Origin of the sequence: Tritonibacter sp. SIMBA_163 (genome assembly GCF_046535935.1) — a bacterium.
Lineage (GTDB): Bacteria > Pseudomonadota > Alphaproteobacteria > Rhodobacterales > Rhodobacteraceae > Epibacterium > Epibacterium scottomollicae.
In genome coordinates this window covers 155,555-172,913 of record NZ_JAWJBP010000001.1, presented here as the reverse complement: position 1 = coordinate 172,913, position 17,359 = coordinate 155,555, and the positions used below count along the sequence as shown (strand labels likewise).

Annotated in this window: 15 protein-coding genes; 4 read left to right on the top strand and 11 right to left on the bottom strand. The window is 62.2% G+C overall.

The genetic code is table 11. The features are described 5' to 3' along the window. Positions 1–8 precede the first annotated feature (8 nt). The 4 genes from R0J92_RS00710 (at position 9) to pdeM (ending at position 5,321) form a co-directional block, all read left to right on the top strand. A complete protein-coding gene (locus tag R0J92_RS00710) occupies positions 9–506 on the top strand; it encodes a prepilin peptidase (protein WP_411050386.1) in 498 nt (165 codons plus the stop codon). A 158-nt stretch (positions 507–664) separates the two neighbouring features. Beyond that, positions 665–1,972, top strand: a complete 1,308-nt coding sequence (locus R0J92_RS00705; RefSeq protein WP_317384152.1) for an ATPase — start codon at positions 665–667, stop codon at positions 1,970–1,972. 248 nt (positions 1,973–2,220) lie between these two features. After that, the gene (locus R0J92_RS00700) at positions 2,221–4,638 is read left to right on the top strand and encodes a ligase-associated DNA damage response DEXH box helicase (RefSeq protein WP_411050385.1); all 2,418 of its coding nucleotides are present in this window, start codon (positions 2,221–2,223) and stop codon (positions 4,636–4,638) included. Beyond that, on the top strand, positions 4,635–5,321 hold the full coding sequence (pdeM, locus tag R0J92_RS00695) for a ligase-associated DNA damage response endonuclease PdeM (RefSeq protein WP_411050384.1): 687 nt from the start codon (positions 4,635–4,637) through the stop codon (positions 5,319–5,321). Before R0J92_RS00700 ends, pdeM begins: the two co-directional genes overlap by 4 nt. 88 nt (positions 5,322–5,409) lie before the next feature. Here pdeM and folD read toward each other — a convergent pair whose 3' ends face one another. The 11 genes from folD to R0J92_RS00640 form a co-directional block, all read right to left on the bottom strand. Beyond that, positions 5,410–6,312, bottom strand: coding sequence for a bifunctional methylenetetrahydrofolate dehydrogenase/methenyltetrahydrofolate cyclohydrolase FolD (gene folD / locus R0J92_RS00690; RefSeq protein ID WP_411050383.1), 903 nt, complete (start codon positions 6,310–6,312; stop codon positions 5,410–5,412). Between the two features lie 44 nt (positions 6,313–6,356). Further along, entirely contained in the window at positions 6,357–6,662 is a 306-nt protein-coding gene (locus tag R0J92_RS00685) for a chorismate mutase (RefSeq protein ID WP_411050382.1), read from the bottom strand. Positions 6,663–6,724: 62 nt separating this feature from the next. Beyond that, positions 6,725–8,401 carry a formate--tetrahydrofolate ligase gene (locus R0J92_RS00680; protein WP_411050381.1) on the bottom strand — a complete coding sequence of 559 codons (1,677 nt, stop codon included), beginning with the start codon at positions 8,399–8,401 and terminating at the stop codon, positions 6,725–6,727. Positions 8,402–8,584: 183 nt separating this feature from the next. Then, positions 8,585–9,166 (bottom strand): MOSC domain-containing protein, encoded by a 582-nt coding sequence (locus R0J92_RS00675; protein ID WP_411050380.1) that lies wholly within the window; start codon positions 9,164–9,166, stop codon positions 8,585–8,587. Between the two features lie 55 nt (positions 9,167–9,221). Beyond that, on the bottom strand, positions 9,222–9,944 hold the full coding sequence (locus R0J92_RS00670) for a hypothetical protein (RefSeq protein ID WP_411050379.1): 723 nt from the start codon (positions 9,942–9,944) through the stop codon (positions 9,222–9,224). 190 nt (positions 9,945–10,134) lie between these two features. Then, entirely contained in the window at positions 10,135–12,048 is a 1,914-nt protein-coding gene (gene ftsH / locus R0J92_RS00665; RefSeq protein WP_106162057.1) for an ATP-dependent zinc metalloprotease FtsH, read from the bottom strand. Positions 12,049–12,137: 89 nt separating this feature from the next. Then, positions 12,138–13,418, bottom strand: coding sequence for a tRNA lysidine(34) synthetase TilS (gene tilS, locus R0J92_RS00660; RefSeq protein WP_411050378.1), 1,281 nt, complete (start codon positions 13,416–13,418; stop codon positions 12,138–12,140). After that, positions 13,409–14,263, bottom strand: a complete 855-nt coding sequence (locus R0J92_RS00655; protein WP_411050377.1) for a tetratricopeptide repeat protein — start codon at positions 14,261–14,263, stop codon at positions 13,409–13,411. Before R0J92_RS00655 ends, tilS begins: the two co-directional genes overlap by 10 nt. A 5-nt stretch (positions 14,264–14,268) precedes the next feature. After that, positions 14,269–14,772 (bottom strand): peptidoglycan-associated lipoprotein Pal, encoded by a 504-nt coding sequence (gene pal / locus R0J92_RS00650; protein ID WP_411050376.1) that lies wholly within the window; start codon positions 14,770–14,772, stop codon positions 14,269–14,271. Between the two features lie 103 nt (positions 14,773–14,875). Next, a complete protein-coding gene (tolB, locus tag R0J92_RS00645; RefSeq protein ID WP_106162053.1) occupies positions 14,876–16,201 on the bottom strand; it encodes a Tol-Pal system beta propeller repeat protein TolB in 1,326 nt (441 codons plus the stop codon). Next, positions 16,198–17,346, bottom strand: coding sequence for an energy transducer TonB (locus tag R0J92_RS00640; RefSeq protein WP_411050375.1), 1,149 nt, complete (start codon positions 17,344–17,346; stop codon positions 16,198–16,200). The genes tolB and R0J92_RS00640 overlap by 4 nt, the downstream gene beginning before the upstream one ends. Positions 17,347–17,359 lie beyond the last annotated feature (13 nt).

The window sequence follows — 17,359 nt, the reverse complement described above, 5'->3', positions numbered from 1 at the left end:
CCTTTGTGATGCACTTCCCCTCTCAGGCCGCCCTCTGGTTCCTGCCCTTCGTTCTGCCGCTGTGCTATGCCGTTGCGTTGACTGACCTGCGAGGCATGCGCATTCCGAACTGGGCGGTGGACACTCTGGGAGGTGTCTACATCGTGCTGGGGCTTCTGGTCATGCCAACCTGGGCGGATTACGGCTGGCAACTGCTGCATCTGCCCGTCGGTATCGGCATCGGGTTTCTCTTCTATGCCGGCGGCCTGATTGGCGCAGGAGACGCCAAGTTCGCAGGCGCCGCCGCACCCTATGTTGCCTTTGCAGATCTCTCGCTGGTGATTATGCTCTTTGCAGCCATCTTGCTGGCCGGTTTCCTCTCCCATCGCGTCGCCCGCCACACCGCGCTGCGCCGCCTTGCGCCGACCTGGAAGAGCTGGGATGTCGGCAGCAAGTTCCCGATGGGTCTTTGCCTCGGCGCGACATTGGCGGTGTATCTCGGCCTCGCGGCATTTTTCGCGCCCTGACCGCTCCGGCCCCATTCGGGTGTCGTTGAAACTCTGTCCGGGTTTTCGCGGAATTGATGCAAGCCTGCCGTGGTCTTGCCACAGTATTGAATAGTCTCTTTGCAAAGATACGTGCGGGCGAAACTCCGTCCGCACCTTGCGAAAAGGCCGCTTGCGACATGAACATGCAGACCCCGACTGTCACCGCGCCCCCGCCCCCCAAAGGCCTGGGAGAGATGAAACTACCGCTGGTGATGATGCGGGATATCCTGCTGAAGACGATGTTCCGCAAGACGCTTGACACGGTGACAGATCTGTCGGAGGCGATCTGCCTGCCCGGGTCCGTCACGCAGGAGCTGGTCGACCTCGCCCGAGATCAGAAGCTGCTTGAAGCAACCGGCACGCTCAATGCCAATTCTGGCAACGAGATGGGCTATCAGCTGACCGATGCGGGCCGCGCGCGGGCACTGGATGCGCTATCACAGTCAGAGTATTTTGGCGCCATGCCGGTGCCGCTGGATGTCTACCGCGAGCAGGTGAAACGGCAGTCCATCCGCAACATTCGGGTCTCACGTCAGCAGCTCACGGCCGCCATGGGGCATCTGATCCTGCCCGATAGCCTGCTCGACCATCTTGGGCCCGCTGTCAGTGCCGGTCGCTCGATCCTGATGTATGGTCCACCGGGCAACGGAAAGTCCTCGATCTCCAACGGTATCCGCGACGCCCTTGGCGACCGGGTCTATGTGCCGCGCGCCATCGAATATGCCGGTCAGGTGATCACGGTCTACGATCCCATCGTCCACACCGCCATCGCGCCAGAGGTCGAAGACCCCAATGCCCTGCGCAAGCACCGTCGCTTTGACGAACGCTATGTCTGCTGCGAGCGGCCCACCGTCGTCACCGGCGGTGAATTGTCCTTGTCGATGCTGGATCTGGTCTACAACCCAACCGCACGCACCTATCAGGCGCCGCTGCAGCTGAAATCCACCGGCGGCATCTTCATCGTCGACGACCTTGGACGTCAGGCCGAAAGCCCGCAGGCGCTGGTCAACCGCTGGATCGTCCCGCTGGAAGAGAGCAAGGATATCCTCGCCCTGCAGTCCGGCGAGAAATTCGAGGTGCCCTTTGACACGCTGGTGATCTTTTCCACCAACTTCCATCCCAACGAGATCTTCGACCAGGCGGCCTTGCGGCGGATCTTCTTCAAGATCAAGATCGACGGGCCGGATCAGGAGAACTTCCTGAAGATCTTTGCCCTCGTTGCCCGCAAGAAGGGCGTGCCCCTTGATGAGGCCGCGCTGGTGCATCTGTTGAAGACGAAGTACCCGACCATCAACAATGTCTATGCCAACTACCAGCCAGTGTTCCTGATCGATCAGATGATCTCCATTTGTGAATTCGAGGGCATCCCCTATCAGATGTCACCGGACCTGATTGATCGCGCCTGGGCCAACATGTTTGTGAAGGACGAAACCATCGTGAAATAGGCCCGCCCGCAGCGCGCGTCTGTTTCCATCTGCACCAGTCGCAAGGGGGCGCTCCCGCCCGTCGCCGGATCATATATAATCCGCTCCCGTTGGGCCGGGCACCGTGCAACGGCACGGTGCCGGAGCACGCCGCGACGGCGGGAAACAGCTGCCGGAGCGAAGCGCCGGCCGGTCCGTCAGAGGACGGTAGTGCCTCCTTTCTCCATTTACTCTGTTGCTGCACCGCATGATTGGACTAAATGGGGAACATGCACGATCTACCACAACAGATTCTGTCCTGGTTCGCGACCCGAAGCTGGTCGCTCCACCCGCACCAGCAGGACATGCTGTCGCGCAAGGACGCGCCCGCCACCCTGCTCATTGCCCCGACCGGTGGCGGCAAGACCATGGCCGGGTTCCTGCCCACGCTGGCAGAGCTGGCCGATGGCAGTCACGCGGGGCTGCACACGCTATATGTTTCCCCTCTCAAAGCGCTGGCGGCGGACATCAAGCGCAACCTCACCGGTCCGGTCGCGGAGATGGGCCTGCCGATCCGAATCGAGGACCGCACCGGCGACACGCCCTCCTCACGCAAGCGGCGCCAGCGGGCCGACCCGCCACATATCCTGCTGACCACGCCGGAAAGCCTCGCGCTGATGGTGTCCTACGAGGATGCCGCGCGCACCTTCAAAGGATTGCAGCGGGTCATCGTGGACGAGGTACATGCGCTGGCCGAAAGCAAGCGCGGCGATCAGCTGATGCTGGCGCTGAGCCGCCTGCAGGCGCTCTGCCCCGATCTGCGCCGCGTCGGACTGTCGGCCACGGTGGATGACCCGGCGGCGATCGCAAACCGTCTGGCGTGCCATCCAGACCCCTGCCCGATCCTGATGGCGGATCCCGGCCCCGCGCCGGACATTCGCATGCTGGAGGTCTCCGACGCGCCGCCCTGGGCGGGCGGCGGTGCGGCCTATTCCATTCCCGCCGTGCTCGACCAGATCCGCCAACACACCACCACACTGATCTTTCACAACACCCGTGCGCAGGCAGAAATCTTCTTTCACAATCTGTGGCTTGCCAATGACGAGGGACTGCCCATCGGCATTCACCACGGCTCGCTCGACCGGCTGCAGCGTGAGCGGGTCGAGGGTGCCATGGTGCGCGGAGAATTGCGCGCGGTGGTCTGTACAGGGTCGCTCGACCTCGGCATCGACTGGGGCGATGTGGATCTGGTGATACAGATCGGTGCCCCCAAGAACGTCAAGCGACTGGTGCAGCGGATCGGGCGCGCAAATCACCGCTACAACGCCCCCTCGAAGGCCTTGCTGGTGCCCGCAAACCGGTTCGAGGTGGTCGAATGCCGCGCGGCACTGGAGGCCGCACGTGCGGGCGAGCTCGACGGAGATCCCCTGCCTCCCGGTCCGCGAGATGTGCTGTGCCAACACATCCTGATCGCCGCCTGCGCCGGACCGTTTTCCGCCGATGACCTTTATGCCGAAGTTACCGGCGCAGGCGCCTATGCTGCACTCTCTCGCGCCGCTTTCGACGCCTGTCTCGAATTTTGCGCCACCGGTGGCTATGCCTTGCGCGCCTACGACCAGTGGCAGCGATTGTTGCAACGTCCTGATGGGCTGTGGCAATTGCGCGATCCCCGCGCGACGGCGCGCATCCGCATGAATCTCGGCACCATTCAGGACACCGACACGCTCAAGGTGCGCCTGCGTCGCAGCCGCGGCGGCAAGCCGCTGGGCGAGATCGAAGAGGGCTTTGCCGCCACGCTCACCGCCGGAGATACCTTCCTGATCGCCGGCCAGATCGTGCGTTACGAAGGCCTGCGCGACATGACAGTGGAGGTCACCCGGAATGCCGCGAAAAAGCCCAAGGTTGCCACGTTCAACGGCACGAAATTCGCCACCTCCACCCAGCTTTCGGACCGAATCCTGCGCATTCTGAACCAGGAGGACTGGCCAGAGCTGCCCGACCACACCGCCGACTGGCTGGCGCTTCAACGCGAGGTCTCGCACATGCCGCGCGCCGGTCGCTTGCTGGTCGAGAGCTTCCCCCACGACGGGCGCGAACACATCTGCGCCTATGGGTTTGCCGGCCGCAATGCGCAACAGACGCTGGGCCTATTGCTGACAAAGCGGATGGAGGAGCTGGGGCTCGACCCGCTGGGTTTTGTTGCGACCGACTATGCGACCCTGATCTGGGGGCTGGAGCGGGTCACTGATCCGCATACGCTGTTCGACCTTGACGCCCTGCGTGACGGGTTAGAGGGCTGGCTGGCCGAGAATGCGGTGATGAAACGCGCCTTTCGGGCCGCCGCCACCATAGCCGGGCTGATTGAGCGCAACACGCCGGGGCAGCGCAAATCGGGCCGTCAGGCGACGTTTTCCTCCGATATCCTGTATGACACGTTGCGCAAATATGACCCCGATCACCTGCTGCTGGACATCACCCGCGAAGAGGCGCTGCGTGGCCTCGTCGACTTTGGCCGTATCGAGGAGATGATGTCCCGCGTCGGTGATCGCGTCGATCTGGTGCGGCTGTCGCGGATATCCCCACTGGCGGCCCCGCTGCTGCTGGAAGTCGGCAAGATCCCGATCAAGGGCACAGGGATTGAACGCCTGATGGCGCAAGAGGCCGAGGCGCTGATGCAGACATCCGGCCTTGCGGATCTGGCGCAATGACGCCATCCCCTGCTGTCATGCTGAACAACATCTCTGCCGGCTTTGATGTCACCTTTCACGGCGCCCGCTTGACCGCACTGGCCGCTCGCGCGCTCTGGTGGGGGGCTGAGACGACATTGGTGGTCTCCGACCTGCATCTGGGAAAATCCGAACGTGTCGCGCGCCGCACCGGCGTCTCTCTGCCGCCCTACGAGACCCGCGATACGCTGGACCGGTTGGAAACGCTGATTGCGGCCCTGTCCCCCACGCGAGTCATCTGCCTCGGCGACACGTTCGACGATGATATTGCCGCCAGCAGTCTGACCACATCCGACAGGGCACGGCTGCAGGCCCTGATGCAGGGGCGGCACTGGATCTGGGTCGAAGGCAACCACGATCCCGCGCCCCCCGCGCTGGGGGGCGACCCCGTGGCGGAGCTCCGACTCGGAGCGCTGGCCTTCCGCCATATCGCGTCACCAGATGCGGTCGGCGAAATCAGTGGCCACTACCACCCAAAGGTCCGTCTGCGCGGTCAGTCACGCCCGGCCTTCCTGCTGGACAAGAGCCGCCTGATCATGCCGGCCTTCGGCACCTATACTGGCGGGCTGCGCAGCACCGACCCGGCGCTCACCGCGCTGATGGACAAACAGGCCCTGGCCATTCTGACCGGCGCGCGGGCCCTGCCCTGCCCGATGCCCCGCTAACGCAAGAACGGCGCGCCTGATGGGGCACGCCGTTCCTTCATCTTTTCAAAAATACCTCCGCCGGAGGCCGCGACGCAGCAGCGTCGCTTCAGGCGGTCAGCCCCTCGGGCTCGGCCAGGTCGTTGGCGCGGCAGCAGGCGGTCACGGTATTGGCCAGCAGGCAGGCGATGGTCATCGGACCGACCCCGCCGGGCACCGGCGTAATCGCACCGGCACGTGCGGCCGCACTCTCGTAATGCACATCACCAACAAGACGGGTTTTGCCCTCGCCCTTTTCCGGCGCATCGATCCGGTTGATGCCGACGTCGATTACGGTGGCACCTTCCTTGATCCAGTCGCCCGGCACCATTTCGGGGCGACCCACGGCGGCCACAACGATATCGGCGCGGCGCACCACATCCGGCAGGTCCTTGGTGCGCGAATGGGCAATGGTCACGGTGCAGCTGTCGCCCAGCAAAAGCTGCGCCATCGGCTTGCCGACGATGTTGGAGCGACCGATCACCACCGCATCCATGCCAGAGATCGAGCCGTGATGGTCACGCAGCATCATCAGGCAGCCCAGCGGCGTGCAGGGCACCATGGATTTCTGTCCCGTTCCCAGCAGGCCCACGTTGGAGATGTGAAACCCGTCCACATCCTTAGCCGGCGCGATCGAGTTGATCACCAGATCCTCGTCCAGATGCTTCGGCAGCGGCAGCTGCACCAAGATGCCGTGCACGGCGGGATCATTGTTCAAATTGTCGATCAGAGCCAGCAGATCCGCCTCGGAGGTGTCCACGTCGAGCTTGTGCTCGTAGGAATTCATACCAACCTCGGTGGTCTGCTTGCCCTTGGAGCGCACATAGACCTGGGACGCGGGGTCTTCACCCACCAGAACCACCGCCAGACCGGGGGTGATGTCGTGCTCTGCCTTCAGACGCGCCACATGTTCGGCCACCTGGCCACGGACCCGGGCCGCAAAGGCCTTGCCGTCAATGATTTCTGCTGCCATCGCTTTATTCCTTGTCTCGGTGCACACCCCGGTGGGGGCGCGGCTCAAGTCTCCGGGATTTCCCGCGCCTCGCGCGAAATCGACCAATCCACCATATCGCGCCAGATGCCTTCAACCAGCTTGGGATCAAGCCCCTCGGCCTCGGCCGTCCGGCACGCATTGGCGATGACCTCCTCCACCCGGGACTGGATCCGTGCCGGCCATCCGTTGGCCTGCTTCAAGGTCACGGCGCGGTCGATATAGGCCACGCGATCTCGAAGCAGTTTCACCAGCTCCACGTCGATCTCATCGATCGCCTGACGCAGTTCGGACATGTCGGCACAGTCTTGCGGCGGTTTGCGGTGGGTCATCTGTTTCAAAACTCCTACGGCCCGGGGAACCTCCCCGGGCCGCAGATTGCCTATTTCAGGCCTTAGAACAAGCCTTCGATCAGGCCCTCTTCGTTCAGGCGGATGCTTTCCGACGCCGGGGTGCGCGGCAGACCCGGCATGGTCATGATCTCACCGCAGACAACAACGATGAAACCGGCGCCCGCCGAGAGGCGCACTTCGCGTACCGGCACCGAGTGACCGGTCGGCGCGCCGCGCAGGTTCGGGTCGGTCGAGAAGGAATACTGGGTCTTTGCCATGCAGACCGGCAGATGACCGTAGCCCGCATCTTCCCATTCTTTCAGCTGGTTGCGAATCTTCGCGTCGGCCAGAACCTCGTCGGCGCGGTAGATGCGCTTTGCGATGGTTTCGATCTTCTCGAACAGCGGCATCTCGTCGGGGTAGAGCGGACCGAAGTTCGCGGAGCCACCTTCAACCAGTTCAACCACTTTCTCCGCCAGCGGTGCGGAGCCTTCGGAGCCCAATTCCCAATGGCGCGAAAGGACCGCGTCAACACCGTGGGTGGCGACATATTCCTTGACCGCGTTGATTTCCGCCTCGGTGTCGGTGACGAAGTGGTTGATTGCCACAACCGCCGGCACGCCGAAGGATTTCACGTTCTCGATGTGACGGCCGAGGTTGGCGCAGCCGTTCTGCACCGCTTCGACATTTTCGGCACCAAGGTCGGCTTTGGCAACGCCGCCGTTCATCTTCATCGCGCGCACGGTGGCCACGATCACCACAGCGGAGGGCGCGAGACCAGCCTTGCGGCATTTGATGTTCATGAACTTCTCGGCGCCAAGGTCAGCACCAAAGCCCGCTTCGGTGACAACAAAGTCGGCGACTTTCAGCGCGGTCTTGGTCGCGATCACCGAGTTACAGCCGTGAGCGATGTTGGCAAACGGGCCGCCATGCACGAAGGCCGGGTTGTTTTCCAGCGTCTGCACGAGGTTCGGCTGCATGGCATCCTTCAGCAGCACGGTCATCGCGCCTTCGGCCTTGATGTCGCGGCAGTAGACGGCGGTCTTGTCGCGGCGATAGGCCACGATGATGTCGCCGAGACGCTTTTCCAGATCCTTGAGATCGTCTGCAAGGCAGAGGATCGCCATGACTTCGGACGCCACCGTGATGTCAAAGCCGGTCTCGCGCGGGAAGCCGTTGGACACGCCACCGAGGGAAGCCGTGATCTGACGCAGGGCACGGTCGTTCATGTCGACCACACGACGCCATGCGACGCGGCGAATGTCGATGTCCAACTCGTTGCCCCAGTAGATGTGGTTGTCGATCATGGCCGACAGCAGCGAGTGGGCAGAGGTGATGGCGTGGAAGTCGCCGGTGAAGTGGAGGTTCATCTCCTCCATCGGCACGACCTGCGCGTGACCACCGCCGGCAGCGCCACCCTTCATACCGAAGTTCGGGCCGAGGGAGGCTTCGCGGATGCAGACCATCGCGTTCTTCCCGATGCGGTTCAGGCCATCGCCCAGACCCACTGTGGTGGTGGTCTTGCCTTCGCCCGCCGGTGTCGGGTTGATCGCGGTCACCAGGACCAGCTTGCCGTCTTCGCGGCCCTGCACGGAGTTGATGAACTCCTGGCTCACCTTGGCCTTGTCGTGGCCGTAAGGCAGCAGATCTTCGTTCTTCATGCCCAGTTTGGCGCCGACCTCCTGGATCGGGAGCTTGTTCGCCTCGCGGGCGATTTCAATGTCACTCTTGTAGCTCATGGCCTGGTTCCTAAGTGTCGAGTTGGCAGGGGCCGGCAACGGGCACCGGTACTCCCCTACGCTTATCCCGTCATGAAAAACACGCGCCCCTAGTTTCCGACATAATTGCGCTTCAGAACGTCGTCAGCGGCATTCGAAGGCCCACGATCAGGCCCTGAGGCAGAATATTCTTCCACGCATAGCTCAGCGCGCACCACCCCAGCCGCGTTGAGCGGGCACATAGAGGCGCAAAATGTCGCCCAGCCTGACCTGCCCCGGACGTTCCACCCAGGCGGTGATTCCCCGCCTGTTGGCCGCCGCCGTCTTGAACTTTGGACCATAGCCCGCGTGATCCTTCTCGATCTCGCGTCCCGGCAAGATGCAGGGGCGATTCTCCATATCGACGGTCAGGGTCACCCCGTCCGCCCCCTGCAGGCGCGCAGACGGGGGAACGAATGTAAAATCGGGTATGCCTCGGACCACCATGGTCGCACCAAGATGGCGTGGATCAACCCGATCCAGCCCCATATCAGCCGCGATAAGCGCCAGCTCTTCTTCCGACAGGATGGTCATCTGACGCACGTTGCGAATTTGGGTGCCCGTCTCGTAGAGGTTCTTGACCCGCACACAGGAGGCGCGTTCGGTGCCCTCATGCCGTGCGCCGGTGATCCCGTGAAACCCCAATTCGAGCGCCTCACGCGCCTCGGCCTGGATGCCGCTGTCGGCCGGCACCATGCCAAGCCAAGTGATTTCGCCACTGAATTCGGTTTCTGTAAGGACAGGCATGTCATCGACTTTCTGCGCTGGAAGGGAGCGCGCAGTCTAGCCGATCACACCTCGGTCACAAGTGCGATCCGCCCAGATGATCCCGGCGCACACGTGCCTCAAGCAAACTGATTGCCCAGACGATCACGACCACGGCAAACAATTCGAACAGCTCTTCATATATCATGGCGGTAGCCACCGTTTGTGGATCCAGTGTCAGACCAAAATCGGCCAGTTTGCGACCGATGCCATCCAGGCTCTTGGCGACGACCAAAAGCCCCAGCGCGCCGCAGCTGCACCAGGCCCAAGCTGCCCCGCGCCGCACCTCAGCCCAGAGCACCGGCAGATTGCGCCTGCACAGGCGCCAGGCTACGGCCAGCACCATCAGGATCACCACAAGTCCCACGATCTTTTGCAAATATGGCGCGTCGCCAGAGTACAGCCGCAGTTGCAGGATACCGTCGTCGAGAAAGCGTTTGTCGAAATCCATCTCGCGGCTGAACAGCAACAGGAACAGCGCGAGTATCTGCCATTGCGATCCAAACACGCGTCCCGGTGCAAAATAGATCACCATGATCGCGCATAGGCCCCAAAGCACGGCGGAGGCCACCTCGACCGGTCCCCCCTCGTGCAGAGCGGCGCTGAGAGGGCTGTAGTAGACCTGCGCAACCCAGACCGCAAAGCCCCCGCAGAGGGTCGCCAAAGCCGCAAAAACCAGCGGCGCAGGAATGCGCGGCGCGAATATACCCGCTTCAGGCATGAGGGGAGCGGGCGACAGATCAGTGAAAGGAATACGCACGACGGCTCCCGGGGCGGTGACAGATGCTGCCTATATCTGAACGCGGGCAAGTGCGATCAAGGGGGACATGACATTTTTATGACACGGCCGGGGCGTCGCCCAATCCTTTGATACATAAATGAAAAAAGCCGCAGCGAGATGCTGCGGCTTTTCTTCAACTGTAAGAACGTGGCGGAACGCCGGGGCCCTATCAGGCCGAAGGTTCGGGTTCCATATCGCCGTCCGGCGGCGATTTCTTCGACTTTGCTTTCGGGATCGCAGTGATTGAGGTCGCGCCGGAATCCGCGTCGTCGTCTGCATCATCGTCGACCTGCGGCGGCTCGCCGTTCATGACGCGCTTGATCTCTTCGCCTGTCAGGGTCTCGTACTCCAGAAGACCTTCTGCAAGACGCTCCCACTCTACCTTTTTGTCCTGCAGGATCTGATAGGCCTGCTGATAGGCGTTTTCGATGAAGGTGCGCACTTCCTCTTCGATCAGCTCTTTGGTGTTGGCAGAGACGGAGAACCCACCGGTATTGCCGGAATAGCCCTCATGCGCTTCGGCGTAGTCGATATTGCCGACCTTGTCCGACATGCCCCAGCGCAGCACCATCGCACGCGCGAGCTGGCTGGCCTGTTGGATATCACCTGCCGGACCGTTGGACACGTGGCCCTCGCCGTATTTGATGATCTCTGCAGCCTTGCCAGCCATGGTCATTGTCAGCTTTTGTTGACATTCATCTTTGTGCCAGTTCAGCCGGTCCATCTCTGGCAGTGAAACAACCATGCCGAGCGCGCCGCCACGGGGAATGATCGTGGCCTTATAGACCGGGTCACATTCGGGCAGCATCAGACCGACCACAGCGTGGCCCGCCTCGTGATAGGCTGTTTTCTCTTTCTGATCGGCGGTCAGCACCATGGAGCGGCGCTCCGCCCCCATCATCACCTTGTCTTTGGCGTTCTCGAAATCTTCCATGGTGACAAAGCGGCGTCCCACACGCGCGGCCATCAACGCCGCCTCGTTCACAAGGTTCGCCAGATCGGCACCGGAGAACCCGGGCGTACCACGGGCGATGATGCGCAGATCCACGTCAGCGCCCAGCGGAGTCTTGCGGGCGTGCACGCCGAGGATCTTCTCGCGGCCTTTGATGTCAGGGTTGCTGACGGTCACGTTACGGTCAAAGCGGCCAGGCCGCAGCAGCGCCGGGTCAAGCACGTCCTTGCGGTTTGTGGCCGCCAGAATGATAACGCCCTCGTTGGCCTCAAAGCCGTCCATCTCCACCAGAAGCTGGTTGAGGGTCTGTTCGCGCTCGTCATTGCCACCGCCATAACCCGCACCACGATGACGGCCCACGGCGTCGATCTCGTCGATAAAGACGATACAGGGCGCGTTCTTCTTCGCCTGTTCGAACATGTCGCGCACGCGGCTGGCACCTACGCCCACGAACATCTCGACAAAGTCGGACCCGGAAATGGTGAAGAAGGGCACACCCGCCTCGCCCGCGATGGCGCGCGCCAGAAGCGTTTTACCCGTGCCCGGAGGACCCACCAGCAACGCACCTTTGGGGATCTTGCCACCAAGACGAGAGAACTTCTGCGGGTTGCGCAGGAATTCCACGATCTCTTCCAGCTCTTCCTTGGCCTCGTCGATGCCCGCGACGTCGTCAAAGGTCACGCGGCCATGCTTCTCGGTCAGCATCTTGGCCTTGGACTTGCCAAAGCCCATGGCGCCGCCTTTGCCACCGCCCTGCATGCGGTTCATGAAATAGATCCAGACACCGATCAACAGCAGGAACGGCAGAAGGGTCAGCAAGAAGGACTGGAATGTCGACTGCTGCTGCTTTTCCGCGCGGATAGGGATGTCTTTGGCGATCAGCATTTGGGTGACTTCGGCATCGCCCGGCTTGATCGTCGTATAGCTCTGACCGTCAGAGGTGGTGTAGCGGACCTGCTCGCCATCCAGCGTCACGGTACTGACCTGACCGTTGTCAACGGCGGTCACAAATTCCGAATAAGTCTTCTCGCGGCTCTGAAGTGTGCTGCCGGACCCGCTGAACAGATTGAACAGGGTCACGACGAGCAGGAACAGAACTACCCAGAAGGCGATATTGCGTGCGTTGCCCAAAATGGCTCTCCCAAGAATTCCAAGGACGCCACGGCTCTAGCACGCGACGACCATCAGTTGCACCTAAAATAAGGATGATTTGGTGAGGTTCAATGCGATAACGACCGCGTCGCCCAAGTCTCCGACAGTCGCATTGCCGCAGTTGACCAGACGGACGATTGCTCTAGGGGCGGAACAGCGATCAATTCGCCTCCCTGCCAGACGGCAGGCAAAGGTTTTAAGACCTCTCGGGGCACCGCATGACGGCGCCAATCTTCCATCAAACGAAGCCCATCGTCACCAAGTGCGCGCAGTTTTGTGTCGTGAGGAATGTTGGGAGGCACGCTCAATTTCCAGGCATTGTCCCACACCACGTCGCTGCGCTGCTCAGAGACATGTTCGATGCATGTCTCGCGCACGGCCTCATATTCCCGACACACCCAGATTCGGTCGGATTTCACCACGAGCTGACACCCCTGCAGCGTGAGACCACGCCCCTCTCGAAGCGCATGGCACGCATCCAACAAGGGCGCCCGCCGCGGCGGGTAGTCAGCACCACTGACGTAAGTGATCGCTGCGACCAGCAGTCGCCGTGCGACCTCGTCCTGAAGATCATGAAACCCTGCACGATCAAGCACTACCGCCCCCAATCGAACCTGTCCCAGCTCTGCCGCCGCGACTCGCATGGCGTGATCCAGCGCCGCGTCCGCCATCCGCATATTGTCCGCAACGGCGGTCAGCGCATCAATGGTCAGTCCGAGCGGCTCCAACGCTGTCAGCGCCTCTCGCACCCGCACCCGTTCGAACCGCGTATCGTTGTTTGAAGGGTCGTCGATCCAGGGAATGCTTCGATCCGTCAGATAGGTGCGCAAGTCCTTTCGGTGCACGCGAAGCAAAGGGCGAAGCAGCTCGATACCGTCGCGCAGGTGCCGGACCGACATACCCGACAGGCCGGTCACCCCCGACGCTCGGCGCAGGCGCATCACCAGGGTTTCAGCCTGATCATCCGCCGTATGCCCAACCGCGACGGCCTGAAGACCGCGCGCTTTGGCCCACAGAGCAAGCAGACGGTATCTCGCCGCACGGGCCTCACCTTGCAGATTTCCGCTCTCGGCAGGGGAGTGCCATGTCAATATGTCATGCTGAAGACCAAGTTCGGCCGCGCGGGCTGCCACGCACTCGGCCTCCTGGCGTGATTCGCGGCGCAAACCGTGGTCGACGGTGGCCACGTACACCTCCGTCTCACTGGTCCGAGACATTGCGTTGAGCAAATGCAGGAGCGCCATTGAATCGCTGCCGCCTGAGACGGCAACGCCCAATTTCTCTGGTAGGGTTCCGAGGCGGGCCCTGATCTCTGTGATCAAGGCCTCTTCTGTTGGGATCAGGAGCACGCCAGCGTGGACCGCTCCGCCTCGGCAGCGGTCACTGCGGGATCATTCGGAAAGCGAACTGCAACCTCCGCAAGGGTGATGCAGGCCTGATCGACCTGCCCCAGACGCCCCAGCGCGGCCCCGAGTTCGAACAGCGCTTCAGGCGCGATCGTGCCAGAGGTATCGCCGGTAAAGGCGGCAAGATAGGCGCGTGCGGCCTCTCGGATGTCCCCTAGCCCGTCCAGCGCCTTGCCCCGACCAAAATCAACCTTGGCCGTCAGCGGGCTGCCCGGGTAGGCCTCCTTGAATGTGGCGAACTTGTCGGCGGCAGCTTGATAATTCTGACCGTCCAGATCTCCCATCGCGGCCTTGTAGTCGGCCTCTTCGCCAATGGCGAGCTCACCAGCGCCTTCGATGACGGCATCGCCGTCAGCGGGCACCGGCGTCTGGCCCAGTCCGACCGCTGCTTCGCCGGCGATCTCACCGCCCAATGTCGTTGTCTCACCCAGCGTGGAGAGGTCCCCGCCTTCCAGCTCAACAAGGCGGAACTCAAGATCCCCGATCCGGTTGGTGCCATCTTCGACGATGCGTTGCACACGATACTGCAGCTCTTCGGTCTTGGAGGTCAGGCGCTGCAACTCAGCCTCGATCGCGGTCACGCGATCCAGCACCGAGGTTCCTGCGAGAGATGCCGAAGGTGCGCCTGTGGTGGACAGCTCTCGGTTAAGGCGCTGTACTTCCACATGCAGGACCGTAAGCTCCTGACGGATATCCGCCAAGGTCTGCTCCCGCTCCTGTGTGACGCCGGGAACGACGCTGACCGCAATCAGCGCCGTTGCGAGGAAAAACTGCCGCAAGCCCTTCATGCGCGTCAGCTCACTGCGCCGCCCGCCAGCACGGTCACCGCGCGACGGTTCTGATTGTAGCAGCTCTGTGCCGAACAGATCTCGATGGGACGTTCTTTGCCGAAGGATACGGTCTGGATGCGATTGGCCGCGACGCCCTGAGAAATCAGGTACTCGCGTGCAGAGTTGGCACGGCGCGCACCAAGTGCAAGGTTGTACTCACGGGTGCCGCGCTCGTCCGCGTGGCCCTCGATGGTCACAACATATGAAGGATTTGCATTCAGCCAGCGCGCCTGACCGTCCAGCACGGTGCGGCCCTCGGGCGAAATGCTGGACTGGTCCACCAGGAACAGCACGCGATCCCCGATCGCCTCGCGGAAGTAGGCGGGGCTGGACGGGTCTGCCGTGCTGCCAACGGCGCCGAGGCCGGTGCCGCCACTGCCTGCGTTGGTGTCATCCCAACGTGCATCGGAACAGGCTGCAAGGGCCAGGCCCGCAACCAAGAGAATAGCTTTGTTGATACCGCTCATCTGAAATCGCCTCGTGTGATCGGACATTTCTTGCCGAAGTGTTAGCATGTTCTGCCTGACCGCGCCACGGGCTTGAAGCCCCCGCGCCCGATCAGACGGTTTCTCATTTCTGCAACGGCGACCAGGAAGGGTCCGACGCGCCGTCTGGGGTTTGTACGGGTTTCAGGTTCCGCCCGGAAATATCGACAGAGTAAAGCCGCGCTTGGCCACTCGCACCTTGGGTTTCGCGGGTGAACATGATCACCCGCCCGTTCGGAGACCAAGTCGGCCCCTCATCGAGGAAGGACGCGGTCAACAACCGCTCTTCGCTGCCATCCGTGCGCATGACGCCAATATGGAAACGCCCGGCATTCTGCTTTGTGAAGGCAACATAGTCGCCGCGCGGAGACCAGACCGGCGTGCCGTAACGCCCCTGCCCGAAGCTGATCCGCTTCGCCTCGCCGCCCGAGGCCGGCATCACATAAAGCTGCGATGTGCCGGAGCGATCACTTTCGAAGACGATTTGGCTGCCGTCCGGCGAAAAGGACGGTGCCGTTTCGATCGAAGGTGCGCTGCTGAGACGCTGCGTGTTGCCAGAGTTGATATCCATCGAGAACAGATCGGTATTGCCGCCAGCGGACTGGGAATAGACGATGGTTTGACCGTCGGGCGCAAATCGCGGTGCGAAGCTCATGGTGCCATTTCCCGCCGACAGGATGCGGCGCTGCACTTTGCCGACATCAAGCACATGGATCTGCGGAAAGCCGCTCTCATAGCTGGTATAAAGCACCCTGTCGCCCGTGGGAGAGAAACGCGGTGCAAGAACAATGGATTCGGAATTGGTCAGGTACTGTACGTTGGCGCCGTCGTAATCCATGATCGCCAGCCGCTTCTTGCGGTTATCCTTCGGGCCAGTCTCTGAGACAAACACGACGCGGCTGTCGAAATAGCCCCCCTCACCTGTCAGACGCGCGTAAATGGTATCGGCGACCTTATGGCCGATGCGTCGCCAGCCGTCCGTGGTGCCCGACAATTGCAGCCCGGACCCCAGCTCTTGTCCCGCAAACACATCGTAGGCGCGGAAACGAACAGTGATCCGATCACCGGATAGGCTGACTGCGCCGGTAATCAGCGCCTGCGCGTTGATCGCCTTCCAATCGGTGAAATTCACCGCCGCATCAAAATCGCTGTAGGGCGAAATATAGGCGGATTTGGGAATCTCTCTGAACAGGCCGGAGCCTCTTAGGTCATCTGCAATCACCCGGGCGATATCCGCCGCATATTGTGACGCGGCTGGCGTGTCAGCGATGAAATCCGGCGCCGCAAAGGGGAGCGGTTCGATCACGCCATCTGTAATTTCGATCCTGAGCGGCCCATCCTGCGCCTGAACCGCCCCGACGGGCAGCAGCATCGCAAGGCCAAGGAGTACTGTTGCAATCGCGTTTCTCATCTGATCCGCATTCCTTCGGGATTAAATGTCATCTCAATATCACGCCATTGCGCAAATTTGTCAGCCGGAAGATCAAATCCTCTTGATCCGCAGCGGATGATTGCGCGGCGCGCGGCCTCATAGGCCTGTTTGGCGGAACTGTCGGACCCACCGGAGCTGGACAGCATGCGAATGGAGCCAATGTCTGGAACCCCCTCGCGTGAAAGTGTGACGCCCACAACGACTGAGGTGCGAAGCGCTTCGCTGGACAGCGATCCGACGTTCCAGCATTGCGAGACTGCGATCCGCAGCGCATCTTTTTCTCCCCGTGTCATCGGCGGGCCGGATGGTTCCGGTGCTTCGACTTCTCCGCTCCCTGCCAAGGCCTCTGCAAGAGCGTCGTCCACAGCAGAACTCTCCACCTCGGGGTTTGGTTCCGGCGCGGGGTCGGAATTTTCTTCGGCTGTTGCCGTTTGGGTTTCCGGCGGTTGCTCTGGTTCCGGGCTCGGGCGCGCCGGGCGTGTGAGAGGCCGAACGCTCGCCAGCGGTGCGGTCGGCTCTGCGTCGTCCGCCTCTGCTTCGGTCACGATCCGGTCGCTTGCCGCTTCCGGGGCGGTGGCCTCCTGCACCGGCTGGTTGGCATCAGCCCCCTCATCCGGCGCAACCTCATCCTGTGCCACATCATCGACTTGCGTATCCGGTTCCGGCGCCTGGACAGGTTCCGGCGCAACCCGATCCGTCTGCTGCGCAGTCTCAGGCTCCGCAGTTTGCGGCAGATCGGTCACGATTTCGGGCACGTCGGGCGCATCCGGCACGATGCTTGGCACCTCCGGCGTCGGTTCTGGCGCGGGCGGTTCAGGCTCGGCCTCCTCGACAGGTGTTTCAATCGGCTCTGGCGTCGCTGGAGGTGTCTCCGGCACAGGCGTCGGGCGTTCAGGAATGGCAGGCGTCGTCTCGGGCTCAGGCGGCACCTGCGGCGCCACCGGATCCTCTGCCACCTCGGGCGCAGCCTGCTGTTCGCTCAGCCGCGCAAATTCCTCAGCGGAAATGATCGAAACATCCTGGCTCTGGAACGGCAACGGCTCAGCATTGAACCACCCTCCCACGAGCGCCCAAGTTATCAGGATCCCATGTCCTGCTACGGAGATTTTTGTGCCGGTTTGCACATTGGCCCCCGTA

Bases quoted from the DNA above. Each gene is read 5' to 3' on its own strand.
- R0J92_RS00655 (WP_411050377.1), bottom strand. From the start codon at position 14,263: ATGAAGGGCTTGCGGCAGTTTTTCCTCGCAACGGCGCTGATTGCGGTC.
- pdeM (WP_411050384.1), top strand. From the start codon at position 4,635: ATGACGCCATCCCCTGCTGTCATGCTGAACAACATCTCTGCCGGCTTT.
- R0J92_RS00680 (WP_411050381.1), bottom strand. From the start codon at position 8,401: ATGAGCTACAAGAGTGACATTGAAATCGCCCGCGAGGCGAACAAGCTC.
- R0J92_RS00685 (WP_411050382.1), bottom strand. From the start codon at position 6,662: ATGACCCACCGCAAACCGCCGCAAGACTGTGCCGACATGTCCGAACTG.
- folD (WP_411050383.1), bottom strand. From the start codon at position 6,312: ATGGCAGCAGAAATCATTGACGGCAAGGCCTTTGCGGCCCGGGTCCGT.
- tolB (WP_106162053.1), bottom strand. From the start codon at position 16,201: ATGAGAAACGCGATTGCAACAGTACTCCTTGGCCTTGCGATGCTGCTG.
- R0J92_RS00675 (WP_411050380.1), bottom strand. From the start codon at position 9,166: ATGCCTGTCCTTACAGAAACCGAATTCAGTGGCGAAATCACTTGGCTT.
- R0J92_RS00710 (WP_411050386.1), top strand. From the start codon at position 9: ATGCACTTCCCCTCTCAGGCCGCCCTCTGGTTCCTGCCCTTCGTTCTG.
- R0J92_RS00705 (WP_317384152.1), top strand. From the start codon at position 665: ATGAACATGCAGACCCCGACTGTCACCGCGCCCCCGCCCCCCAAAGGC.
- pal (WP_411050376.1), bottom strand. From the start codon at position 14,772: ATGAGCGGTATCAACAAAGCTATTCTCTTGGTTGCGGGCCTGGCCCTT.
- R0J92_RS00700 (WP_411050385.1), top strand. From the start codon at position 2,221: ATGCACGATCTACCACAACAGATTCTGTCCTGGTTCGCGACCCGAAGC.